This is a genomic window from Micromonospora sp. C31 (assembly GCF_018070575.1).
In the GTDB taxonomy this organism is placed as follows: domain Bacteria; phylum Actinomycetota; class Actinomycetes; order Mycobacteriales; family Micromonosporaceae; genus Micromonospora.
In genome coordinates, this window is sequence record NZ_JAGPXN010000022.1 from 26,956 (window position 1) to 51,800 (window position 24,845).

Consider the following 24,845-nt stretch of genomic DNA (forward strand, 5'->3'; position numbering starts at 1 on the left):
GGGCACCGTTGCCGGTTAGCGTCCTGCACGGAGCCCGTCGCGTCCGGTCCGACGCCCTCGCCGACTGGAGGAGGAACCGTGCCAGCCGACCCGCCGTCTGACGATCCACCTGCGGGAGCCGACCATGGTGAGCCGAGGCGCACGCCCGACGGTCCTGGGCGCTCCGCCGGGGCGGTCGGTACGCCGGTGCACGCCTACCCGGCTCGGCTGTGGCGCGCGTTGGACCGGCACCGCCCTCCCGGAGCGGACGCCGTCACCAACGCGTGGCGCAGTCCGGTGCGTGGCCCGTGGTTGACGTCCGTGCTCGGCGTCGTCCTGCTCGCCACGCTACCGTTGGTGATCATCACGGGCCTCCTGGACTGGATCGCCTACGGCCCTCGGCTCGGCCAGGCGTTCCCCAGCGACGTGGGCTGGTTGCGCCCTCTCGTCTTCGACTGGCCGACCCGCCCCGCCTGGTTGTTCCGGCTCACCCAGGGGCTGCACGTGACGCTCGGCATCGTGTTGGTTCCGGTGGTGGTGGCGAAGCTCTGGTCGGTGGTACCCAAGCTGTTCGACTGGCCGCCGGCCCGTTCGCCGGCCCAGGTGCTCGAACGGCTGTCGCTGCTGCTGTTGGTGGGCGGAATCCTCTTCGAGATGGCCACCGGTCTGCTCAACATCCAGTACGCGTACCTGTTCGGTTTCGACTTCTACACCGCGCACTGGTACGGCGCCTGGATCTTCACCGCCGCCCTCGTCACGCACGTGCTGATCAAGCTTCCTCGGACGATCTCCGCGCTGCGCGGCCCGCGCCTCACGCGTACGACGGTGGAGGAGAGCGTGCCGGAGCCGGCGGATCCGGACGGGCTGGTGGCCCGCCGGCCCGGCCCGGCGACGATGAGCCGACGTGGCGTTCTCGCCCTGACCGGGGGCGGCGCGTTGCTGCTGGCGGCGCTGACCGTCGGGCAGAGCCTGGACGGCGTGCTGCGCCGGACCGCGCTGCTGCTGCCCAGGGGGCGGCAGCCCGACGACGGACCGAACGGGTTCCCGGTCAACCGGACCGCCGCCGCGGCCGGTGTCCGGACCGCCGACACCGGGGCCCGGTGGCGACTGACGGTGCGCGGCGGCAGCCGTACGGTCGAGGTGGACCGCGACGGCCTGCTCGCGATGACGCAGCACACCGCGGACCTGCCGATCGCCTGCGTCGAGGGGTGGTCGACGACGCAGACCTGGACCGGGGTCCGGCTGCGGGACCTCGCCGCTCTGGTCGGCGCCCCCGACAGCGCCGTGGCGCGGGTCGAGTCGTTGGAACAGGCCGGTCTGTTCCGTCAGGCCCGGTTGCAGGTCAACCAGGTCCGCCACCCCGACTCGATGCTCGCCCTGCGGGTCAACGGCGTCGATCTCTCGGCCGACCACGGCTATCCGGCGCGGATCATCGTGCCTGCGCTGCCTGGCGTGCACTGTACGAAGTGGGTCCGCAGGATCACCTTCGAGGAGCCGCCCGGTGACTGATTTCCGGCGTCACTACGGCGCCGCCCCCTGGCATCTGCTGCTCCTGCTCGGCTGCTTCGCGGTGACCGGCTGGATAGCCTTGCGGCTGGCCGGAGAGGCGACCGCGGGGCGGATGCTGCTCTGGTTCGTCGGCGCGGTCATCGCCCACGACCTGTTCCTGTTCCCGCTCTACGCCCTGGTCGATCGGGCGCTGCGCGCGGCGATGGCCGGCACCGGGCGTCGATCGGCGCTGAACCACGTACGGGTGCCCGCGCTCGCCTCCGGGCTGCTCCTGCTCGTCTACCTGCCCAGCATCCTCGGCCTGGGCGGCGACACGTACACGGCGGCGACCGGCCTGACCCCGCAGCCGCTGCTGGCCCGCTGGCTGGTGGCCAGCGCAGCGATCTTCGCCGTCAGCGCGGTGCTCTACGCACTGCGGCGAGGTGCCACTCGGAAGGTCATCTTCTCGGGGCCGGACACACCTCGTGGCCCGCGAACATAGCGCACCGTCCACGGCGACGGCGGGACCGGCAGCGCCAGAGCCGCGCGCGGGCGTCGACCGCCGCCCCCACGACTGCACCACCACCGCGACCAGCAGTCCTCCGGGCCCCGCGTCGGCGCCCGCCCTGACGGGCGGCAGGGGCGCTGGTCAGGCGGGCGCGACGTAGTAGAACCGCCGGTAGCCGAGCAGCATCCCCTCGTCGGTGAGGGTGAAAACGTCGACGAAGTCGACGTCCGTGCCGGTCTGCCCGCGCTGGTCCGCGCAGGTGTAGCGGCCGGTCACCGCGACCGCGTCGCCGTCGGCGACGACCTTGTAGATGCGGTGCCGGGTGGGTGGCCCGGCGATCTGGGCATGGGTACGCAGCACCTCGGCCCGGCCGCGGCCCTGCGCCAGGTCCGGGCGGCGCACCTGGGCGTCCTCGTCGAGGAGGGAGCCGTAACCGTCGATGTCGCCGGTGTCGAGATAGTGGTACGACAGGTGGACGTGGTCGACCCCTGCCGCCGTCGCTGCCCTGCTGCGCGTCCGCAGGCTCCCGTCGCCGCTCATCGGGATCTCCTCTGCCTGTTCCCCGTTGGCCCACCCGCTGGTGGCTGTGGGAAGACTGTCGGTGGGGCAGGCATCTCCGGCCTATCACGGCGCTTTCTCCGCGGGGGTGACCACTTTCGGCAGCATGACGGCATGTCGCGGCACAGTGGTGCGCCGGACCGGGCCACCGAATCATCGATCGCCCCGGTCGCGCAACATACCAACGGGTACAACTGACGGTTAACCGCGCTGATTTACAGGAGTCGCCGCGATGAGGTGAGCTGTTACGGGAAATGCTGCTCCCGCAATAGCTGGCTCTGGAGATTCATGCCCGACTCAACCATCGCCAGTCCAGTACTCCCTACCGGGGTCGTCTTCCGGATCCTGGGGCCCCTACAGGTCGACGGGCCGGACGGTCCGGTACGCGTGCCGCCCGGACGCCAGGAGATCATCCTGGCCTGTCTGCTGATCGAGGCCGGCCGGGTCGTCGGCACCGACCGGCTGCTCGACCTCATCTGGCCGGAGGAACCGCCGGACACCGCCCGCACCCAGATCCAGATCTGCATCTCCCGGCTGCGCAAGAGCTTCACCGAGGCCCGCGTCGCCGCCACGGTGGTGTCCCGCGCGCCCGGGTACCTGCTGCGTACCGGTGAGGACGCGGTCGACCTGCACCTGTTCCACCGTCAGGTGGCCGCGTCCCGGGTGCTGGTCAAGGAGGGCCGTGCCGCCGAGGCCGCCGAGTCGCTGCGCGGCGCCGTGTCCCTGTGGCGGGGCCCCTGCCTGGACGGCATCCCCAGCGACGTGCTGCGCGTCTGGGGGCAACGCCTCGACGAGGACCGGCTGACCGCGGTCGAGACGTACCTGGAGCTGGAGCTGAGCCTGGGCCGCTGCCACGAGATGGTGGGAGAGGTCCGCCGACTGGTTGACGAGTACCCGCTGCGGGAGCGGTTGCGGGGCCAGCTGATGCTCGCCCTGTACCGCTCCGGGCGGCAGGCCGAGGCGCTCGATGTGTACCGCGCCGGCCGCCGACTGCTCGCCGACGAGCTGGGCCTGGCGCCGGGGGAGGAGCTGCGACAACTGGAGAACGCCATCCTCGCCGGGGATCCGGCGCTGCTGAGCGCCGCGCCGGCCGGTTACCCGCCCGAACGCGCCGCCCCGCCGATGGCGGCGCCCCCGCCGGCGTACGGGGACGAGAAGCCCCACCAACTGCCAGCCGACACCGCCGACTTCGTCGCCGACGAGGCGGTGCTGCGCACCGCGGAGGCCGCGCTGCTGGGCGGCGACGGGCAGCGCGCGCTCGGCCTGGTGGTGATCGCCGGCAAGCCCGGGATCGGCAAGAGCGCGATGGCCACCCACATCGCCCACCGCCTCGGCGAGCGGTTTCCCGACGGACAGCTCTACGGGGACCTGCGGGGGGCCGGGCCCGAACCGGTCAGCGCCAAGGACATGCTCGGCCGGTTCCTGCGGGCACTGGGCATCCCCGGTCCGGTGATCCCCGACGACACCGACGAACGCGCCGAGATGTACCGGACACTGCTGGCCGCCCGGCGGATGCTGGTGGTCCTCGACGACGCCGCCAGCGAACGGCAGATCGCCCCGCTGCTGCCCGGCAGCAGCAGCTGCGCCGTGGTGGTGACCAGCCGGTCCCGGCTGGCCGCCCTGCCCGGGGCGCAGCGCGTCGAGCTGGACGTGTTCGACGAGGAACAGTCGCTCGACCTGCTGGGCCGGGTGGTCGGCGCCGGGCGGGTGGCCCGGGAACCGGAGGCTGCCGCCGCCCTGGTCCGGACGGTCGGCGGGTTGCCGCTGGCGCTGCGGATCGTGGCCGCCCGGCTGGCCGCCCGCCCGCACTGGACGCTGGCGTCCATGGTGCACCGGCTGGCCAACGAACGGCACCGGCTCGACGAGCTGGCGCACGGCGAGATGACCATCCGGGCCAGCCTGTCGCTGACCCACGACGGCCTCAGCCGCACCGATCGACGCCTGCTGCGCCTGTTCAGCCTGGCCGAGGGGCCGGCCGTGCCCGGCTGGGTCGCGGGTGCGCTGCTCGACGACCACCGGCCCTTCCCGTCAGACCTGGTGGAGCCCCTGGTCGACGTGCAGATGCTCGACGCGGTCGCGGTGGAGCGCACCGGCGAGTTCCGCTACCGCTTCCACGAGGTGATCCGGCTGTTCGCCCGCGAGCAGCTGACCCTGCACGACAGCCCCGCCGTGCAGCTCGCCGCGACCGAACGCATGCTCGGCGGCTGGCTGGCGCTCGCCGAGCAGGCCCACGCGCGGATCTACGGGGGCGACTACACGGTGCTGCGCGGTTCGGGCCGGCGCTGGCAGCTGCCCGCCGGGTACGTCGACGACCTGCTCACCGATCCGATCGAGTGGCTGGACACGGAGCACGCGAACCTCTGCCTGGCCGTCGAGCAGGCCGCCCAGGCCGGGTTGGACGAGCTGTGCTGGGACCTGGCCACCACCCTGGTGACGCTGTTCGAGGCGCGCGGCTACTTCGACCTGTGGGAACGCACCCACCAGCGGGCGCTGGAGGCCACCCGGGAGGCCGGCAACCGGCGCGGCGTCGCCGCCGTGCTCGCGTCGCTGGGCACCATGCACCTGAGCCGGCAGCATCCGGAGGAGGCACGCCGGGCGCTCACCGCGTCACTGGAGATCTTCGACGAACTGGGGGAGGTGCACGGGCTCGCCCTGTGCCGCCGCGACCTGGCCCTGCTCGATCGGCAGGCCGGCGAGGACGACCGGGCGCTGGTGCGCTACGAGCAGGCCGCCCGCGACTTCGACCGGGTCGGCGACGTGGTGGGCCGCGCGACGGTGCTCACCCAGAGCGCGCACATCTGGATGCGGCGGGGGCACAGCGCCGTCGCCCAGGCCCAACTGGAGGAGGCGCTGGACGTCTTCCGGTCCGTCGGCTACGCCCAGGGCGAGGCCCGTGCCCTGCGGCGGGCCGGCCAGGTGCAGTTACAGATGGGCGAACACGCGGAGGCGGAACGGACCCTGACCGGGGTGCTCGACATGGTGCGGCACGGCCGGGACATCATCGGCGAGGGGCACCTGCTGCGCAACCTCGGCGAGGTGCACGCCGCTGCGGGCCGTCACGCGCAGGCGCGGGACGCCTTCGAGCGCGCCCTGACCGTACGTGAGCAGATCATGGACCACGGCGGGGCGGCGTTGGTACGGCTGGACCTGGCCCGGCTGTTGGCCCGGGTCGGCGAACCGGTGCCGGCCCGGGAGCTGCTCGACCAGGCTGCGGAGACCTTCCGGGCGCGGGGGATGTGGCACGAGACACGGGAGGCGGAGGTCCTGGCCGACGAGCTGGTGGCCCTGGGCTCTGCCGCCTCCTGAGCCTGCCGTCAGTCCCAGGGGTTGTTGCCGGAGGGCGACGTGGTGGGGGTGGGGGTCGCCACCGTGCCGGTCGGCGTGGGAGCGGAACCGTCGGAGGCCTGTGCGGCCGTCGCGCCGAGGGCGATGACGCCGGCGGTGGCGGCGGCGAGAACGAAGACCTTGACGGTGGAAATGCGGCCCATGTCGACTCCTTGTCAGCGTTTCCCTGGGGTGTTGACGAAACGCTAACCACCGGCGGAATCCCGGCCTTATCCCAGCGGTTATCCCGGCGCTATCACCATTGTGGACGCCGCCTGCCCCGGTGATAGCGAGCCGACCCGCGGCGCTCATCAAACGGGTCCTGAGCTGCCGATACGTCGATGATAGGACGCGCGGTGCCCGGCCGATAGCGGCACCCGAAACATTGACTCGGACGAGCGGATATCCGGTGACGGAATTGCTGCGCCACACCAACGCGACAGCGTGGCACCGGCTCGTCCACTGCCGCCGGAGAAGTGGAGACCGCAACATGAGCATCGACGTGGGCACTGGCGAGGACGTTCCACAGTTCGGGACGCTGGTCCGTCAGCACCGTTTGCGCATCGGGCTGACCCAGCGGGAACTGGCTGACTTCTCGACGGTCAGCGTCCGGGCCATCCGCGACCTCGAACAGGGTCGGGCGCGGCGGCCCCGTCAGGACACCGTACGGCTGATCGCCGACGGGCTACGGCTGGGCCTGCGGGCCCGCGCTGAACTGGAGACCGCCGCCAACCAGGGGCGCACCAGCTGGGCGGTCAAGGCCGCCTACGAGGCGGATCCCCCCGCCCCGCCCTTCGCCCTGGACGTGCTGGTCGGCCGGGAGGCCGAGACCTCGACCCTGACCGGCGAGCTGGCCTCCGGCGCCGAACGGCTGGTCACCGTGGCCGGGGTGGACGGCGTGGGCCGTACCCGCCTCGCCCTGGAGGTGGTGACCCGGTTGCACACCGCCGAGCGTACGCCGGTGCTCTGGTACGCGGCCGACGCCGCCCCCACCGGCGGTGACCGCCTCGCCGCCCTGGTACGGGCCTGCGTCCACCAACTACTCGGTGCCGACGACGGCACCGACGACATCGCCGCGTTCGTCGACACCGTCGCCGACCGGCCGCCCGTGCTGGTCGTGGACGGCGTCACCGATCCCGTCGTCCGCGCCGACCGCGTCGCCACGCTGCTGCGCGACTGCCCCGGTCTGCGGATCCTCGTCACCGCGGCCCAACCCCTGCGCCTGCCGGGGGAGCGGACGTTCCTGCTCACCCCGCTGGCCGTGCCCGAGGACGACGACCCGCTCACGATCGGGCAGAGCCCCGCCGTGCGGGTGTTCGTGGAACGGGCCCGCCGGGTCCGCGCCGACTTCACCCTCACCGCTACCGACAGCCGGCTCGTCGCCGACATCTGCCGGCGGGTCGACGGGCTGCCGCTGGCGTTGCAGGCCGTCGCGTCCTGGCTGGTCGTGTACGACGTGCCGACCCTGCACCAGTGCCTGCACGCGGATCCGGCGGGACTGCTGCACCACCTCGCGGGCGCCGACGGCGACATCCGGCTGCGGGACGCCCTCGAACACCGGTTGGCCGCGCTGCCCGCCGCCGACCGGGACCTGCTCGCCGAACTGTGCCACCGCGGCGACCGCTTCGGACTGGCGGACGTCACCGTGCTGACCGGTCGAAGCCTGCCCGACAGCGGGCGGACAGTACGTGACCTGGTGCTGCGCGGCCTGGTGCGGCCCAGCTACGAAGCCGGGCAGTCCTGGTTCCGGATCCTGCACCTGATCCGGGCCGCCCAGCTGCACGCCGCGCCCCGCCTCGCGCCCGGCGTCCCGGCCCACGTCGGGGCCTGAGCAGCGGGCAACTGCTGCGCGGGTGCCGGAACAACTGCCGCCCGGCACCGTGGCACGCCGGTTCAATGACTGCACCACCGAGCAGCAAGCGGCCGGCGCGGCGCCGGGCCGCCCGACCACGACACGAGGGAGGACGAACTGTGTCGGCGAACGTCGAGTACAGGAAACAAACCCGCACGGCCGTCATCGCCGGCCTCGGCGCGTACGTCCCCGACCGGGCGGTGAAGAACGACGAGGTCGCCGAGCGGCTCGGCGTCACCACCGACTGGATCCGCGACCGGACCGGCATCGAGCAACGGTTCGTCCTGGAGCCCGACGGTGCCACCTCCGACCTGGCCGTGGAGGCGGGACGGCGGGCCCTGGAGTCCTGTGGCAACCCGGACGTCGACTTCCTGGTCCTGGCCACCTGCACCCCCGACCACCCGTTCCCCGCCACCGCCCCGGCCGTCGCCGCCCGACTCGGCCTGCGGGGCATCGCGGCCTTCGACCTCAACGCCGCCTGCTCCGGCTTCGTCTACGCCCTGTCGGTCAGCGCCGGGCTGCTGGCCACCGGCACGTACCGCACCGGGCTGGTGATCGGCGCCGACGCCATCTCCACGATCCTCGACGAGTCGGACAAGATCACCTCCCCGATCTTCGGCGACGGTGCCGGCGCGGTGGTCGTCCGGGCCGGTGGCCACGACGAGCAGGGCAGCGTCACCGCCCAGCTGATGGGCAGCGACGGCGACCTGCTGGACATCATGAAGACCCCGGCCGGCGGTTCCCGGCAACGCTCCATCGGCGTGCCGACCGACAACGACCACAGCTACTTCACCATGGCCGGCCGGTCCGTCTACAAGCACGCCATCGCCCGGATGACCGGCGCCGCCACGGCCGTGCTCGACGAGATGGGCTGGAGCGTCGACGACGTCGACTGGCTCGTCGCCCACCAGGCCAACCGGCGCATCCTCACCGCCACCGCCGAGGCCATCGGCATCCCCGCCGAGAAGGCTGTCATCAACGTCGACAAGGTGGCCAACACCTCCGCCGCGTCCATCCCGCTGGCTTTCGTCGACGCCGTCACCGCCGGCACCTTCACCCCTGGCGACAAGGTGCTGCTGGCCGCCTTCGGCGGCGGCGCCACCTGGGCCGCCGCCGCCCTCACCTGGCCCGAGCTGAGCCTCACCGAACCGGCCGACTGACCTGCGCGACAGCCGACGCGACCGCGTCGGGACGACCGAACCAACCGCACCGAGGCACGTCAGTGCCACCACCCTGATGGGAGACAACTGTGCTGAACACGCTGGAGAGAGTCAACGAGATCGTCCTGGAGCAGGTGCCGGACCTGGCGGTGGAGCAGATCGGCCCCACCCATCTGCTCAGCGAGGACCTGGGCATCGACTCCCTGACCTTCGTCGACATCCTCGTCAAGGTCGAGAAGATCTTCGACATCGAGGTCAGCGACGACGAGTTGGCCACCGTGCAGAGCGTCCAGGACATCCTGGACCTCATCCAGCGGAAGCAGTGACCGTCCGCCCGGTCCGTTCCGCCGCCCGTAGTTCCACCGCCGGCCCACCGCGCGTCTCTTCACACACCTGAAGACGTCGCGGTGGGCCGTCGCCGCCTGTTCCGACCGCACCGAAACCGCGCCCAGATGGGGGTTCCACCATGTCCGACCCGACGACCGGCACCCGGCCGCTCAACGCCGCGCAGCTCGGCGTCTGGTACGCCCAGCGGATCGATCCCACCAACCCCGTGCACAACATGGGCGGGTACCTGGAGATCCGGGGACCGCTGGACGCGGACGCCCTGCTGGCCACCGTGCGGACGCTGGTCGCCGAGGACGAGACCCTGCGGCTGCGGTTCACCGAGGTCGACGGGATGCCCGCCCAGTACCTCGGGCCGGCACCGGACTTCACCCCCCGGCTGCGGGACCTCAGCGCCGAAGCGGACCCTCACGCGGCGGCGCTGCGGCTGATGCGCGAGGACATGGACACCGCCCCCGACCTCGAACGCGACCGGCTGTTCCACCACGAGATCATCCGGCTGGGCCCGGACCACCACCTCTGGTACAACCGGGCCCACCACCTCATCCACGACGGCTACACCTCCACCGTGCTGCGCCGACGCGGCGCGGAGCTCTACACCGCCCTGGCCGGTGGCCGTCCCGCCGGTCCACCGCTGGGCTCCTTCACCGCCCTGCTCGACGAGCAGTCCCGCTACGCCGGTTCCAGGGCGCAGCAGCGCGACGCCGGCTACTGGCGGCAGGTGATGGCCGACGCCCCCCAGCCGCTGGGGCCGCCGTCGCCGGCCCGGCCCACCAACCGGGTCACCCGCCAGGTCTCCCGGGTCGACGTCGAGGGCGTCGCGCGGCTGCGCGACTTCGCCGAACGCGCGGGCGTGACCTGGCAGCAGGCGCTGCTCACCGCCGCCGCCGTGCACCGGCACCTGTGGACCGGGGACCACGACGTGCTGCTCAGCCTCCCGACGCCCGGACGGCTCGGCCCGGCCGCCATCGGCGTGCCCGGCATGATGGCGAACGTCCTGCCGCTGCGGTGCCGCGTCGACCCGGCCGAGACCGCCGAGGCGTTGGCCGCCCGGGTCGCCCGGCAGGCGTTGCGGGCGCAGTGGCACCAGCGGTACGACTCCGCCGATCTGCTGCGCGACCTCGGCTGGTCCACCGACGGGCGGCGCGAGTTCGGTCCGGTGGTCAACTTCGTGGCCGGCGACGAGCACGACACCTTCGCCGGGCTGCCCGCCGTGCACCACCTGTTCTCCACCGGCGGGACGGTCGAGGACGTCGCCCTCACCGTCACCCATCACCCCGAGGGTGGCCTGCGCATCGACGTCAGCGTCGACAGCGCGCACTGCGACGCCATGGACCTCGACGCCTACCAGCGCACCTTCCACCGGGTGCTGGCCGCCATGACCGACCGTCCCGGTACGCCGGTCGGCGGCATCGAACTGCTCGACGCGGTGGAGCGTGACGCGGTGGTGCGGGGTTGGAACGAGACGTCGGTGGCGGTGGTGGATGGGTCGTTGGGTGGTTTGTTTGCGTCTCGGGTGGGTGTGGATGCGGGTGCGTTGGCGGTGGTGTGTGGGGGGGTGGGTTTGTCGTATGGGGAGTTGGATGTTCGGTCGTCTCGTTTGGCGTGGCATTTGTTGTCGGTGGGGGTTGGTCGGGGTGATGTGGTGGGGGTGTTGTTGGAGCGGGGTGTGGAGTTTGCGGTTGCGGTGTTGGGGGTGGTGAAGGCGGGTGCTGGTTATGTGTTGTTGGATCCGGATTTTCCGGATGAGCGGTTGGGGTGGTTGTTGGGGGAGTCGGGTGCGGTGGTGTTGGTGACTCGGGATGGTTTGGTGTCTCGTGTGGGGGTTGTTGGTGGTTGTTCGGTGGTGCGGGTGGATGGGGATGCGGGGGTTATTGGTTCGTGTTCTTCGGTGGTGCCTTCGGTGGGGGTGGGTGGTTCGGATGTGGCGTGTGTGATGTTTACGTCGGGGTCGACGGGGGTGCCGAAGGGTGTGGTGGCGTCGCATCGGGCTCTGGTGGGGAGTTTGGTGGGGCAGGGGTATGCGGTGTTTGGGCCGGGGGAGGTGTTCTTGCAGTGTTCGCCGGTGTCGTGGGATGCGTTTTCGTTGGAGTTTTGGGGGGCGTTGTTGTTTGGTGGGGTGTGTGTGTTGCAGGAGGGGCAGCGGCCTGAGCCGTCGGTGATTGTGTCGTTGGTGGCGGAGCATCGGGTGTCGATGTTGCAGTTGTCGTCGGGGTTGTTCAATTTGTTGGTGGAGGAGTATCCGGAGGCGTTTGACGGGGTGCGGGTGGCGTTTACGGGGGGTGAGGCGGCTTCGGGTGTGCATGTGGCGCGGATTGTGGCGCGGTGTCCGGGGTTGCGGGTGGCTAATGGTTATGGGCCGGCGGAGTCGATGGGTTTTTCGACGACGTTTGAGGTGCCGGTTGGTTTTTCGGGTTCGTCGGTGCCGGTGGGTCGGGCGGTGGCGAACAAGCGGGTGTTTGTGTTGGATGGTTGTTTGCGGCCGGTGCCGGTGGGGGTTGTTGGTGAGGTGTATTTGGCGGGTGTGGGTGTGGCGGTTGGTTATTTGAATCGGTCGGGTTTGACGGCGCAGCGGTTTGTGGCTGATCCGTTTGGTGGGTCGGGTGAGCGGTTGTATCGGACGGGTGATCTGGCGCGGTGGTCGTCGGCGGGGGTGTTGGAGTTCGTGGGGCGGGTTGATGGGCAGGTGAAGGTTCGGGGGTTCCGGGTCGAGCCTGGTGAGGTCGAGGCGGTGCTGTTGGGTCATGAGCGGGTGGGGCAGGCCGCGGTGGTCGCGGTGCCGGATCCGAGCGGCACCCTCCGCCTGGTCGCCTACCTCGTCCCGGACGTACGGCCGCGCACCGTCGCCCACGAGGCTCCCGCCGACGGGCCTTCCGCACTGGACGCGCTGCCGGCTGCCTCCGCCCACTCCGCCGCTGCGTCTCCCACCGCCTCGGCTTCCACCGTCTCCGCCGCTGCGTCCCCCGTCGGCCTGGTGGAGGACGTGCGGGAGTGGGTGCGGGGTCGGTTGCCGGAGCACATGGTGCCGTCGGTGGTGGTGGTGCTGGAGCGGATGCCGTTGACCGCGAACGGCAAGCTCGACCGCAGGGCCCTGCCCGCGCCGGACCTGAGCGCCGGTCGGGCAGCCGGTCGTGGCCCGCGTGATCCGCGGGAGGAGATCCTGTGTGGCCTGTACGCCGAGGTCCTGGGCGTGGCGTCGGTCAGCATCGACGACGACTTCTTCGACCTGGGTGGGCACTCGTTGCTCGCCGCGAGACTCGCCGCCCGGGCCCGCACCGTCCTCGGTGTCGACCTGAGCATCCGCGACATCTTCACCGCACCCACCATCGCCACCCTCACCGACCACCTCGCCTCCACCGGCCGCGCCCGCATGCGGCCCGCCGTCACCGCCGGGTCGCGCCCCGAGCGGGTCCCGCTGTCGTACGCGCAGCGCCGGCTCTGGCTCATCGACTCCCTGGAGGGAGGCGGCGCCACCTACAACGTGCCGCTCGCCGTGCGGCTCACCGGTGACCTGGACGTCGACGCCCTGCGGGCCGCCCTGACCGACCTGGCCGACCGCCACGAGGTGCTGCGCACGGTCGTCGAGACCGTCGACGGCGAGCCGTACCAGCGTGTCGTCGACACCGCGCCGGTGCCCGTGGCGCTGCGCCGGGCCGCCCCCGACGACGTGGAGGCGCTGCTGGCCGAGGAGGCCCGGCACGCCTTCGACCTCACCGCCGCCCCGCCGATCCGGGTCACCCTGGTCGACTGCGGTGAACAGGAGTGGGTGCTGCTCGTGCTGCTGCACCACATCGCCACGGACGGGCAGTCGCTGCGTCCCCTCTTCGCCGACCTGGCCACCGCCTACGCGGCCCGGCGCGTTGGCCGCGCCCCCGACTGGCCGCCGCTGCCCGTCCAGTACGCCGACTACGCACTCTGGCAGCGTGCCATGCTCGGTGACCGCGACGATCCCACCAGCGTGCACGCCACCGACCTCGCCCACTGGCGTACCGCCCTGCACGGGCTGCCCGAGGAGCTCGCGCTGCCGCTGGACCGGCCCCGCCCGGCGGTCGCCGACCACCGTGGCGGTGCCGTGCCCGTCCGGCTGGACCCCGACCTGACCGAGCGTGTCCGCCAGCTCGCCCGCCAGCAGCGGTGCACCCCGTTCATGGTGCTCCAGGCGGCGCTCGCGCTCACCCTGACCCGGTTCGGCGCGGGCACCGACGTGCCCATCGGCACCCCGGTCGCCGGCCGCTGCGACGACACGCTGGACGCGCTGGTCGGTTTCTTCGTCAACACCGTGGTGCTGCGCACCGACACCTCCGGCGACCCCTCCTTCACCGACCTGCTGGCCCGGGTACGCGCCACCGACCTCGACGCCCTCGCCCACGCCGAACTTCCCTTCGACCTGCTCCTGGAGGCACTCAACCCGGTCCGCTCCCTCGCCCGGCATCCCCTGTTCCAGGTCTGCCTGGCCCTCGACGACGCGACCGACGGCGAACTGCGGCTGCCCGGCCTGCGCTGCGGCCGGGGCGGCGTGGTCGACACCGCCGCCGCGAAGTTCGACCTGGAGTTCCTGCTGCGCGACGAGGGCGACGCCGGCATCGGCGGCGCGCTGATCTACAGCGCGGCCCTGTTCGACCCGTCGACCGCCGACCGCCTCGTCGCCGCCCTGCGCCGCGTGCTGACCCAGGTGCTCGACGACCCGGCCCTTCCCGTGGACGCCGTCGACGTCCTCGGCGCCGACGAGCGCCATGCCGTTCTGCGGGGTTGGAACGAGACGTCGGTGGCGGTGGTGGATGGGTCGTTGGGTGGTTTGTTTGCGTCTCGGGTGGGTGTGGATGCGGGTGCGTTGGCGGTGGTGTGTGGGGGGGTGGGTTTGTCGTATGGGGAGTTGGATGTTCGGTCGTCTCGTTTGGCGTGGCATTTGTTGTCGGTGGGGGTTGGTCGGGGTGATGTGGTGGGGGTGTTGTTGGAGCGGGGTGTGGAGTTTGCGGTTGCGGTGTTGGGGGTGGTGAAGGCGGGTGCTGGTTATGTGTTGTTGGATCCGGATTTTCCGGATGAGCGGTTGGGGTGGTTGTTGGGGGAGTCGGGTGCGGTGGTGTTGGTGACTCGGGATGGTTTGGTGTCTCGTGTGGGGGTTGTTGGTGGTTGTTCGGTGGTGCGGGTGGATGGGGATGCGGGGGTTATTGGTTCGTGTTCTTCGGTGGTGCCTTCGGTGGGGGTGGGTGGTTCGGATGTGGCGTGTGTGATGTTTACGTCGGGGTCGACGGGGGTGCCGAAGGGTGTGGTGGCGTCGCATCGGGCTCTGGTGGGGAGTTTGGTGGGGCAGGGGTATGCGGTGTTTGGGCCGGGGGAGGTGTTCTTGCAGTGTTCGCCGGTGTCGTGGGATGCGTTTTCGTTGGAGTTTTGGGGGGCGTTGTTGTTTGGTGGGGTGTGTGTGTTGCAGGAGGGGCAGCGGCCTGAGCCGTCGGTGATTGTGTCGTTGGTGGCGGAGCATCGGGTGTCGATGTTGCAGTTGTCGTCGGGGTTGTTCAATTTGTTGGTGGAGGAGTATCCGGAGGCGTTTGACGGGGTGCGGGTGGCGTTTACGGGGGGTGAGGCGGCTTCGGGTGTGCATGTGGCGCGGATTGTGGCGCGGTGTCCGGGGTTGCGGGTGGCTAATGGTTATGGGCCGGCGGAGTCGATGGGTTTTTCGACGACGTTTGAGGTGCCGGTTGGTTTTTCGGGTTCGTCGGTGCCGGTGGGTCGGGCGGTGGCGAACAAGCGGGTGTTTGTGTTGGATGGTTGTTTGCGGCCGGTGCCGGTGGGGGTTGTTGGTGAGGTGTATTTGGCGGGTGTGGGTGTGGCGGTTGGTTATTTGAATCGGTCGGGTTTGACGGCGCAGCGGTTTGTGGCTGATCCGTTTGGTGGGTCGGGTGAGCGGTTGTATCGGACGGGTGATCTGGCGCGGTGGTCGTCGGCGGGGGTGTTGGAGTTCGTGGGGCGGGTTGATGGGCAGGTGAAGGTTCGGGGGTTCCGGGTCGAGCCTGGTGAGGTCGAGGCGGTGCTGTTGGGTCATGAGCGGGTGGGGCAGGCCGCGGTGGTCGCGGTGCCGGATCCGAGCGGCACCCTCCGCCTGGTCGCCTACCTCGTCCCGGACGTACGGCCGCGCACCGTCGCCCACGAGGCTCCCGCCGACGGGCCTTCCGCACTGGACGCGCTGCCGGCTGCCTCCGCCCACTCCGCCGCTGCGTCTCCCACCGCCTCGGCTTCCACCGTCTCCGCCGCTGCGTCCCCCGTCGGCCTGGTGGAGGACGTGCGGGAGTGGGTGCGGGGTCGGTTGCCGGAGCACATGGTGCCGTCGGTGGTGGTGGTGCTGGAGCGGATGCCGTTGACCGCGAACGGCAAGCTCGACCGCAGGGCCCTGCCCGCGCCGGACCTGAGCGCCGGTCGGGCAGCCGGTCGTGGCCCGCGTGATCCGCGGGAGGAGATCCTGTGTGGCCTGTACGCCGAGGTCCTGGGCGTGGCGTCGGTCAGCATCGACGACGACTTCTTCGACCTGGGTGGGCACTCGTTGCTCGCCGCGAGACTCGCCGCCCGGGCCCGCACCGTCCTCGGTGTCGACCTGAGCATCCGCGACATCTTCACCGCACCCACCATCGCCACCCTCACCGAGCACCTGCCCGCCGCGCCGGCCCGCGCCCGACCGACGCTGCGCCGGCGGACCCAGGCCGGCACCGCCCTGCCCGGCGGGCCGGTGGGCGGGTAGCCGCACCCAACCTGCCCCGCGGACTGCCGCTGGTCGGCCCACCGCCCCGATAGTCTCAGCCCGAATGGGATCACACGTGCGAATGCCTTTATCACTCGCACTCCAGCCATTCCCGATTCTTCATCCAATGTCATGCCACGCGCGTCGACGAATGGAGCGCATCGTGAACCCTGCCCGACACCCGACCGACCACCCGTCGCCCGACGACGTCGTCTGGGTGCTGCCCGGCGACGACGGCGAGCCCCCCCGCACCTCACTGCTCGTGCTCCCGCACGCGGGCGGCAACGCCCACGCGTACGCGCCGTGGCGGGAGCGCCTGCCCGCCGGCGTACGGTTGCTCGTCGGCCAGTACCCGGGGCGCGGTGCCCGGTTCTCCGAGCCGTTGCCCGAGCGGATGGCCGACCTCGTCGACCCCATCGTGGCCTGCCTGCCGCCCGACACCGACGACCTGGTCGTGCTCGGGCACAGCATGGGGTCCCTGGTGGCGTACGAGGTGACCCGTGCCCTGACGGCGGCCGGTCGAGCCCCGCGTGCCCTGATCGCCTCCGCCTGCCGGGCCCCCTTCCTGCCCAACCCCAGCCCCGTGCATCCGGACACGCTCGACGACGACCAGCTCGTCGCCGCCATCAAGGAACGCGGTGGCACCGACGACGGCATTCTCGACGAGCCCGAGCTGCGGGAACTGGTGCTGCCGTCGATCCGAGCCGACTTCGCCATCGACGACGCCTACCGCTCCGCCGAGACCGCGCCGCTGGACTGCCCGGTCGCCGTGATCGGTGGCGACGCCGACCCCGTCGTGCCGGCCGCCGCCCTCGGCCGGTGGGTCGACGTCACCCGCGCCGCCGTGACCACCCACGTGCTGCCGGGTGGCCACTTCTACTTCCAGGACCAGATGGATGACTTCCTGTCCCTGGTCACCACGGTCGTCGACGGCGCCACCGTCCGGCCCGAGTACGCCTGACCACCCATCCCCAGGAGGATCCCCGATGTCACCCACAGCGCAGGTGGTGCCCGCCGTCCACCTCGACGTGCGCCGCGAGCCGGGCAAGCCGGCCATCATCGTCACCCCGCCGATCGAGGGGATCGACGCCGCCGTCGAGTGGGTCACCGCCCACCGGCAGGCCGTCCGCGCCGAGCTGCTGCGCTGCGGCGCCGTCATGGTCCGCGGCCTGCCGGTGGCCGACACCACCGACTTCGCCCGGGTCCGTGACGTGCTGATGCCGCAGCGCACCGGGTACCGGGAGAAGGCCACCCCGCGTACCGACTTCGGCGAGGGCGTCTTCTCCTCCACCGACCTGCCCGCCGTGCAGCCGATCCGGCTGCACAACGAGAACAGCTACACCCTCGACTTCCCCGGCACCCTGCTGTTCGCCTGCCTCACCGCCCCCGAGACCGGCGGCGCCACCACCGTCGGCGACATGCGCGAGGCGCTGCGGCTGATGCCGGCGCACCTGCGCGAGCGGTTCGCCGCCGCCGGCTGGCTGCTGGTGCGCAACTTCTCCGAGCTGGCCGGCCTGCCCTGGCACAAGAGCTTCGCCACCGACGACCCGGCCGGCGTCGAGGAGTACTGCCGGGAGAACGTCATCGGCCACGAGTGGCTGCCCGACAGCGAACTGCGTACCCGCCAGCGCCGCGCGGCGATCATCACCCATCCGGTCACCGGCGAGCAGTCCTGGTTCAACCACTACGCCTTCTGGAACCGGTGGACCCTCGACGCGGACGTGCGCGAGGTCCTGCTGGAGACCTACGGCGAGGACGGGCTGCCGTTCGACACGTACGTCGGCGACGGCTCCGCGCTCACCGCGCAGGAGGTCTGCGCCATCAACGACGTCTACGACCGGGTCACCGTGCGCGAGACCTGGCAGCGGGGCGACCTGCTGATGGTCGACAACATCCTGTGCGCCCACGGCCGGGAGGCGTTCACCGGCGCCCGCAAGATCGTCGTGGCGATGGGTGACGAGGTGTCGCTGGCCGACTGCCAGCCCAGCCCCGCCCCGGCGACCACCCCCCACGGGAAGTGAGCCGCGCCATGACCAGTGCAGTGATCGACTTCGCCGCCGCCGTGCCCCCGGCCGCCAGCCGGGACCTGCTCGACCGCCTCGCCGACGCACCGGCGGACCGGCCCGCCGTGGTGTCCGGCGACGTCACCGTCACCTTCGCCGAGCTGCGCGACCGGGCGGCCCGCATCGCCCACCGGCTCACCGCGCGGGGCGTCGGACCGGAGACCGTCGTCGCGTTGTGCCTGCCCCGGGGCGTGGACCTGGTGGCCGCCCTGCTGGGCACGCTCACCGCCGGCGCGGCCTACCTGCCGGTCGACCCGCGCCTGCCCGCCGACCGGCGCCGCTACCTCGTCGAGGACTCCGGTGCCGACCTGCTGGTCGTCGACGGCGCGGACGGCGCACCCTCGGCCGGGGACGTGCCGCGGGTGCCGGTGGCCGACCTGGCCGCACCCGGCGGGACGCCGACCGGCTACCGGCCCGTGCCGGTGTCCCCGGACACGCTGGCCTACGTCATCTACACCTCCGGTTCCACCGGCCGCCCCAAGGGCGTCGAGGTCAGTCGGGGCGCGGTCAGCGCCCTGCTCGCCGAACTGGAGGCCACCGGCGTCGTGGTGGGCGAGGCGGGCCGGGTCGCCTGGAACGCCTCGCCGTCGTTCGACGCCTCCGTCCAGCAGTGGGTACGCCTGTGCCGCGGCGACACCGTCGTCATGCTCGACGAGCAGACCCGCACCGACCCGGCGCTGCTCGGCGCGCTGGTCGAGGACGCCGCGCTGACCGACCTGGACATCACCCCGTCGCACGCCGACCCGCTGCTGGAACACCTCACCGGCTCGGCGCGTGCCGCGCAGGGCCGCCCGCTGACCCTGCTCGTCGGCGGCGAGGCGATCAGCCCCGCCCTGTGGGCGCGGTTGGCCGACCTGGTCGACGCGGGGATGCTGCGCGCGGTCAACCTGTACGGGCCGACCGAGTGCACCGTGGACGCCACCGCCGGCTGGATCACCGGCGAGGTGCCGCCGCACATCGGCGGAGTGCTGCCGGGGCTGCGCCTGCGGCTGCTCGACGACACCCTCACCCCCGTCCCCGCCGGGCAGGTCGGCGAGCTGTACCTGGCCGGCCCCCGGGTGGCGCGTGGCTACCGGCGGCGGCCCGTGCTGACCGCCGAGCGGTTCGTCGCCGACCCGGCCGGCGACGGTGGACGGATGTACCGCACCGGCGACCGGTGCCGCCAACTGCCCGACGGGCGGCTGGAGTTCCACGGCCGCGTCGACGGTCAGGTCAAGGTGCGCGGCCACCGCATCGAGCTGGCCGAGATCGAGGCGGTGCTCGCCGGGCACCCGGCCGTCGCCGAGGTGGCTGTGGTGGTCCGCGCCGACGACGGCCAGGACCCGGCGCTGGTGGTCTACCACCGGTCCGCCGGGCCGGTCGACCCGGCCGCGCTGCGCGAGCTGGCCGCGGCCAGCCTGCCCGGGTACATGGTGCCGGACTCGTTCGTCGCCCTGGACCGTTTCCCGCTGACCAACAGTGGCAAGCTCGACCGGGCCGCACTGCCCGCCCCGACGCCGCAGGCGGTCCCCGACACCCCCGCCGGGGAGCCGCCCGCCGGCCGGGTCGAGGAGCTGATCGCCGCCGTCTGGTCGCACGTGCTGGGCATGCCGTCGATCAGCGCCGACGACAACTTCTTCAAGCTGGGCGGCCACTCGCTGCTGGCGATCAAGCTGGTCTCCCGGGTCCGCGCCGAGCTGGGGTTGAGCCTGCCGGTGCGCACCGTCTTCGAGAACCCGAGGCTACGCGACCTGGCCGGGGCCATCGACGCCCGGCTGGCGGCCGCGTCGGCCTGACCCCCCGGCGTGCGGGCCGTCCCTGCGGGCGGCCAGCACGCCGTACGAACCCCACGGCGCAACGGATGGTCCGGTCGTGGTCGAGCAGGAGGAGTGCCCGTGATCCCCTTGTCGTACGCGCAGCGTCGGCTGTGGTTCCTGCACAGTCTGGAGGGCCCGTCGGCGACGTACCACGTGCCGGTGGTGCTGGCCCTGTCGGGCGTGCCCGAGCGGGCGGCGCTGGACGCGGCGGTGGCCGACGTGGTTGCCCGGCACGAGGTGCTGCGCACCGTGTTCCCGTCCGTGGACGGCGAACCGGTGCAGCGGGTGCTGGACGGCCGCGACATCGCGCTGTCCGTGGTGCGGTGCCCGCCCGCCGAGGTGGCCGCCCGGGTCGCCGAGTTCACCGCCGGCACCTTCGACATCACCGCCGAGCCACCCCTGCGGGTGCGGCTGTTCGTCACCGGCGCGGAGTCGACGCTGGTGCTGCTGCTGCACCACGTCGCCACCGACGGCGCGTCCACCGGTCCGCTGCTGCGGGACCTGTCGACCGCGTACGCGGCCCGCGTCGCCGGTCACGGGCCGGCCTGGGAGCCGCTGCCGGTGCAGTACGCCGACTACACCCTGTGGCAGCGGGAGCTGCTGGGGGAGGAGTCCGACCCGGACAGCGTGCTGGCCACCCAGCTCGCCTGGTGGCGGGAGACCCTGGCCGGGACGCCGGCCGTGCTGGACCTGCCCGCCGACCGGCCCCGCCCCGCCGAACCCACCCGGCGCGGTGGCGTCGTCACCGGCTGGCTCGACGCCGGCAGCCACCGCCTCCTCGCCGACCTCGCCCGCACCCGCCGGGCCAGCATGTTCATGGCCATGCAGGCCGGCCTGGCCGCCACCCTGACCCACCTCGGCGTCGGCGAGGACGTGCCGATCGGCGCTCCGGTGGCCGGCCGGCCCGACGAGGCGCTGCACGAGCTGGTGGGCTTCTTCGTCAACACCGTGGTGCTGCGTACCGACACCTCCGGCGAACCGGGCTTCGCCGACCTGCTGGCCCGGGTGCGCGAGGCGGACCTCGCCGCGTACGCGCACGAGGAGGTGCCGTTCGACCTGGTGGTGGAGCGACTCAACCCGGTCCGGTCCCTGGCGCACCACCCGTTCTTCCAGGTCATGCTCACCGTCGACACCACTGCGCCGGCCGGGCTGCGCCTCGGCGACCTGCCCGTCACCGTCCGTCCGGCCACCCTGGACGCCGTGAAGTTCGACCTGACGGTCTTCTGCACCGAGGTGCGCGACGACGCCGGCGCACCGGCCGGGGTGGAGGTGCAGGTCCAGTACGCCACCGACCTGTTCGACGTCGACACCGCGCAGTTGCTGCTGGCGGTCTACCTTCGGCTGCTGCGTGCCGTCGCCGCCGACCCGGCCGCCGCCCTGGGCACCCTCGACGTGCTCACCGACGTCGAGCGCGCCGGACTCGACGCCCGCCGCGCCGCCGTGCGCGCCGCCGCCGACCGCTCGACCACCGTCGGAGGCGCCGCGAGCGCCGCCTCCGACGGGCCGTCGAGCGCCCGGGAGGAGATCCTCTGCGGTCTCTTCGCCGCCGCCCTCGGCGTCGACCGGGTCGGGCCGCACGACAACTTCTTCCGCCACGGCGGGCACTCCCTGCTCGCCACCAAGCTCGTCAACCGGATCCGCGGCGTGCTCGGCGTCGAGATCGGACTCCGCGACTTCTTCCGCACCCCCACCGTCGCCGGCCTCGACCGGCGTATCGGGGAGCTGACCGGCGTGGGCACCCGCCCACCGCTGACCCCCACGACCCGTCCCGACCAGGTGCCGTTGTCGTACGCGCAGCGCCGGTTGTGGTTCCTCACCGAGATGGGTGGGGCGAACCGGATGTACAACGTCCCGGTGGTGCTGCGGCTGGACCGTCCGCTCGACCCGACCGTCCTCACCGCCGCCGTCGGCGACGTCGTCGCCCGGCACGAGGTGCTGCGCACCGTCTACGCCGCCGTCGACGGCGAGCCGTTCCAGGTGGTCCTCGACCGGGTGGAGCCGGAGGTGACCGTCCTGGACGTCACCGCCGCCGAGGTGCCCGACGTGGTCGACGCCACCACCGGTCACGTGTTCGACCTCGGCGCGCAGATTCCGCTGAAGGTGTGGCTCGTCCGGGTCGACGACGGCGGCCAGCGGCTCGTCGTGCTGGTGCACCACATCGCCTCCGACGGCTGGTCCACCGGCCCACTGCTGCGCGACCTCGCCGAGGCGTACGCGGCCCGGGCCGCCGGCACGACCCCGGACCGGGCGCCCCTGCCCGTGCAGTACGCCGACTACACCCTGTGGCAGCGGGAACTGTTCGGCGTCGCCGACGATCCGGACAGTCTGCTCGGTCGGCAGCTCGCCTGGTGGCGGCGCACGCTCGACGGCGTACCTCAGGTGTTGGAGCTGCCCACCGACCGACCCCGCCCGGCGGTGTCCAGTCACCGCGGCGACGTGGTGCCCTTCGCCCTCGACGCGCGCACCCACGCCGCGGTGCTGCGGTTGGCCCGCGACACCGGGGCGACGGTGTTCATGGTGCTCCAGGCCGGCCTCGCGGCCCTGCTGTCGCGCCTCGGCGCGGGTACCGACGTGCCCGTCGGCACCGCCGTCGCCGGTCGTGGCGACGAGGCCCTGGACGCCCTGGTGGGCTTCTTCGTCAACACCCTCGTGCTGCGCACCGACGTCTCCGGTGACCCCACGTTCGCCGAGCTGGTGGCCCGGGTCCGCGACGCCGACCTGGCCGCCTACGACCACCAGGACGTGCCCTTCGAACGTCTCGTCGAGGAGCTCAACCCGACCCGCTCCACCGCCCACCACCCCCTCGTGCAGGTCACGCTGGTGCTCCAGGAAAGTGGCGGGCCCCGACCGGGCGGCGAGGTGCTCGCCGGGGCGCCGCTGCCGTTCGACACCGGCACCGCGAAGTTCGACCTCACCCTCGCCGTGCGCGAGGACCGCGACGGGGCCACCCCGCGCGGCATCACCGGCGTGCTGGAGTACGCCACCGACCTGTTCGACCGCCTCACCGCCGAGCGGCTCGCCGACCGGCTGGCCCGGCTGCTGCGCGAGGCCGTCGCCGACCCGGACACCACCGTCGGCGCCCTGGAGGTACTCACCGCCGACGAGCGCCACCGACTCGCCGCCACCCACCCGACCCGACCGGCCGGCCCCGGCATCGGTGACCTGATCGCCGCCCGCGCCGCCGCCACGCCCGACGCGGTCGCCCTGGCCACCGCGCGCGGCCCCGTGTCGTACGCCGATCTGGTCGCCGACGCCGACCGGCTCGCCCGGCACCTGGCCGCCCTCGGTGTCGGCCGGGGCGACGTCGTCGGTGTGCTGCTGGATCCGGGCGCGGACCTGCCGCTGGCCGCCCTCGCCGCCCTGCGGGCCGGAGCGGCCTACCTGCCGATGGACCAGGACCAGCCGGCCGCCCGCGCCGCCACCGTCACCCTCGCCGCCCTGGTCACCACCGACGCGCTGGCCGCCCGGCTGCCGGGGCTGCCCCCCGGCCGCACGGTGCGACTCGACGCCGACGACTGGCGGCAGCACCCCGCCGTGCCCCCCGCGCCGACCGTCGCACCCGGCGACACCGCCGTCGTGCTCGTCACCGGCGCCCCGCCGCGTCCGGTGGCCCTGCCGCACCGGGCACTGACCGGGGGGCTACCCGGCACCGGCCCCGGGCAGGTGTGGCTACCCTGGCAGTCGCCGGTGACGGCGGAGTTCACCGCCGCGCTGTGGGCCGCGCTCAGCTCCGGCGCGACCTGCGTCCTGCCGGCCGGCGCCCCACCCGCCCCGGGTCGGCTGGCCGAGCTGGTCACCACGCACGGCGTGACCGCGCTGGCGCTGCCCGCTGAGCTGCTCGCGCTGCTCGCCGACGAACATCCCACGGCCCTCGGCCGGCTGCGGCAGGTCGTCACCACCGGCAACCCGCCGGATGCGCACCTGGACGCGGTGCGCCGCCGGCATCCGGGCCTGCGCCTGCTGACCGCACACGGGGCCACCGAGGCCGGCCCCTGGGCCCTGCTCCACCCGGTCGCCCCGGCCGATCCGTCGCCGGCTGCGAACGGCCCGTCGCCCACCCCGGCCGGGACCGGGCCGGCGGTGGCCCGGATCGGGGACCACTGTCACGTGCTCGACGAGCGGCTGCGCCCGGTGCCCGTCGGGGTGCGCGGCGAGCTGTACCTGTGCGGCCCCGGCGTCGCCAGCGGGTATCCGCACCGGCCCGGCGCCACCGCCGCCCGGCTCGTGGCCGCCCCGTGCGACCCGACGGGCGGGCGGATGCTGCGCACCGGCACCGTGGCGAGCTGGGCCGCCGACGGCCTGCTGCGGGTCCACCGCCGGATCACGGTGGGCACGACCGCCGTCGACCCGGACCGGGTCGTCGCCGCCCTGGCCGGGCACCCCGCGGTACGGCGGGCCGCCGTCGGTGTCCACACCGACCCCGCCGACGGGCCACGCCTGGTCGCCTACGTGGTCGCGGCCGGCCCCGGCGTCGTGGCCGCGGACCTGCGCCGGTACGCCGCCCGGATCCTGCCCGAGGCGCTGGTGCCGGCGGACGTCGTGGTCGTGCCGACGCTGCCGCTGACCACCGGAGGGGGCCTCGACGCCGCCGCCCTGCCCGCCCCCGGCGCCCCGGCCGACACCGCCGCGCCCCCCGACCCACGGCGCGAGACGCTGCGGACGCTGTTCTCCGAGGCTCTCGACGGGCGACCGGTCGGCGACACCGACAACTTCTTCAAGGTCGGTGGGCACTCGCTGCTCGCCGTGCGGCTGGTCAACCGGATCCGCACCGCGCTGGCGGTGGAGGTCAGCATCCGGGACGTGTTCCAGGCACCCACGGTGGCCGCGCTCGCCGAGCGGCTCGCCGCGGGCGCGGCCGAGGCCGCTCCCGCGCGACCCGCACTGCGTCGACGGACGGGGGCGGGCGCCCGGTAGAACCCGCCGCCCGGCGGGCCCCATCCTGCCTCGCCGACTGCCGCTGCCCCGGCGGTGCGCTGACTAGCCTCAGGTCAACGCGCCGCCGGGGCTTTCCGTTCGTCCGGCCACCCGCGACCGGGGCCCAC

Annotated in this window: 13 protein-coding genes; 11 read left to right on the top strand and 2 right to left on the bottom strand. The window is 72.9% G+C overall.

Going from position 1 to position 24,845, the window contains the following annotated elements:
- Positions 1 to 186 precede the first annotated feature (186 nt).
- Entirely contained in the window at positions 187 to 1,488 is a 1,302-nt protein-coding gene (locus KBX06_RS23995; protein WP_210838883.1) for a molybdopterin-dependent oxidoreductase, read from the top strand.
- On the top strand, positions 1,481 to 1,969 hold the full coding sequence (locus tag KBX06_RS24000; RefSeq protein ID WP_210838884.1) for a hypothetical protein: 489 nt from the start codon (positions 1,481 to 1,483) through the stop codon (positions 1,967 to 1,969). Before KBX06_RS23995 ends, KBX06_RS24000 begins: the two co-directional genes overlap by 8 nt.
- A gap of 147 nt (positions 1,970 to 2,116) precedes the next feature.
- Here KBX06_RS24000 and KBX06_RS24005 read toward each other — a convergent pair whose 3' ends face one another.
- Positions 2,117 to 2,515 (bottom strand): nuclear transport factor 2 family protein, encoded by a 399-nt coding sequence (locus KBX06_RS24005; RefSeq protein WP_210838886.1) that lies wholly within the window; start codon positions 2,513 to 2,515, stop codon positions 2,117 to 2,119.
- A gap of 405 nt (positions 2,516 to 2,920) precedes the next feature.
- On the opposite strand from KBX06_RS24005, the gene KBX06_RS24010 reads away from it, so the two are divergent.
- Complete coding sequence (locus tag KBX06_RS24010) at positions 2,921 to 5,839, top strand: BTAD domain-containing putative transcriptional regulator (protein WP_307854737.1); 2,919 nt, start codon at positions 2,921 to 2,923, stop codon at positions 5,837 to 5,839.
- Positions 5,840 to 5,847: 8 nt separating this feature from the next.
- Here the strand turns inward: KBX06_RS24010 and KBX06_RS24015 are convergent, their stop codons facing one another.
- Entirely contained in the window at positions 5,848 to 6,021 is a 174-nt protein-coding gene (locus KBX06_RS24015; protein ID WP_210838890.1) for a hypothetical protein, read from the bottom strand.
- Between the two features lie 326 nt (positions 6,022 to 6,347).
- Here KBX06_RS24015 and KBX06_RS24020 point away from each other — a divergent pair, with 326 nt between their 5' ends.
- The 8 genes from KBX06_RS24020 to KBX06_RS24055 all read left to right on the top strand — a co-directional run bounded on the left by KBX06_RS24020 (position 6,348) and on the right by KBX06_RS24055 (position 24,717).
- A complete protein-coding gene (locus KBX06_RS24020) occupies positions 6,348 to 7,688 on the top strand; it encodes a helix-turn-helix domain-containing protein (protein WP_210838892.1) in 1,341 nt (446 codons plus the stop codon).
- 140 nt (positions 7,689 to 7,828) lie between these two features.
- The gene (locus KBX06_RS24025; RefSeq protein WP_307854738.1) at positions 7,829 to 8,869 is read left to right on the top strand and encodes a beta-ketoacyl-ACP synthase III; all 1,041 of its coding nucleotides are present in this window, start codon (positions 7,829 to 7,831) and stop codon (positions 8,867 to 8,869) included.
- A gap of 89 nt (positions 8,870 to 8,958) precedes the next feature.
- Entirely contained in the window at positions 8,959 to 9,195 is a 237-nt protein-coding gene (locus KBX06_RS24030; protein ID WP_210838896.1) for an acyl carrier protein, read from the top strand.
- 140 nt (positions 9,196 to 9,335) lie between these two features.
- Positions 9,336 to 15,944: a non-ribosomal peptide synthetase gene (locus tag KBX06_RS24035; RefSeq protein ID WP_210838898.1), complete on the top strand. Its 6,609-nt coding sequence runs from the start codon at positions 9,336 to 9,338 to the stop codon at positions 15,942 to 15,944.
- Positions 15,945 to 16,107: 163 nt separating this feature from the next.
- The gene (locus KBX06_RS24040; protein WP_307854739.1) at positions 16,108 to 16,905 is read left to right on the top strand and encodes an alpha/beta fold hydrolase; all 798 of its coding nucleotides are present in this window, start codon (positions 16,108 to 16,110) and stop codon (positions 16,903 to 16,905) included.
- A 25-nt stretch (positions 16,906 to 16,930) separates the two neighbouring features.
- Positions 16,931 to 17,965 carry a TauD/TfdA family dioxygenase gene (locus tag KBX06_RS24045; RefSeq protein WP_210838902.1) on the top strand — a complete coding sequence of 345 codons (1,035 nt, stop codon included), beginning with the start codon at positions 16,931 to 16,933 and terminating at the stop codon, positions 17,963 to 17,965.
- An 8-nt stretch (positions 17,966 to 17,973) separates the two neighbouring features.
- Entirely contained in the window at positions 17,974 to 19,782 is a 1,809-nt protein-coding gene (locus KBX06_RS24050) for a non-ribosomal peptide synthetase (protein ID WP_210838904.1), read from the top strand.
- A 99-nt stretch (positions 19,783 to 19,881) separates the two neighbouring features.
- Positions 19,882 to 24,717, top strand: a complete 4,836-nt coding sequence (locus KBX06_RS24055; RefSeq protein ID WP_210838906.1) for a condensation domain-containing protein — start codon at positions 19,882 to 19,884, stop codon at positions 24,715 to 24,717.
- The last annotated feature ends 128 nt before the right edge of the window (positions 24,718 to 24,845 follow it).

Excerpts from the sequence above, each read along its gene's own strand:
- KBX06_RS24005 (WP_210838886.1), bottom strand. The coding sequence starts at position 2,515 with ATGAGCGGCGACGGGAGCCTGCGGACGCGCAGCAGGGCAGCGACGGCG.
- KBX06_RS24015 (WP_210838890.1), bottom strand. The coding sequence starts at position 6,021 with ATGGGCCGCATTTCCACCGTCAAGGTCTTCGTTCTCGCCGCCGCCACC.
- KBX06_RS24020 (WP_210838892.1), top strand. The coding sequence starts at position 6,348 with ATGAGCATCGACGTGGGCACTGGCGAGGACGTTCCACAGTTCGGGACG.
- KBX06_RS24035 (WP_210838898.1), top strand. The coding sequence starts at position 9,336 with ATGTCCGACCCGACGACCGGCACCCGGCCGCTCAACGCCGCGCAGCTC.
- KBX06_RS24045 (WP_210838902.1), top strand. The coding sequence starts at position 16,931 with ATGTCACCCACAGCGCAGGTGGTGCCCGCCGTCCACCTCGACGTGCGC.
- KBX06_RS24050 (WP_210838904.1), top strand. The coding sequence starts at position 17,974 with ATGACCAGTGCAGTGATCGACTTCGCCGCCGCCGTGCCCCCGGCCGCC.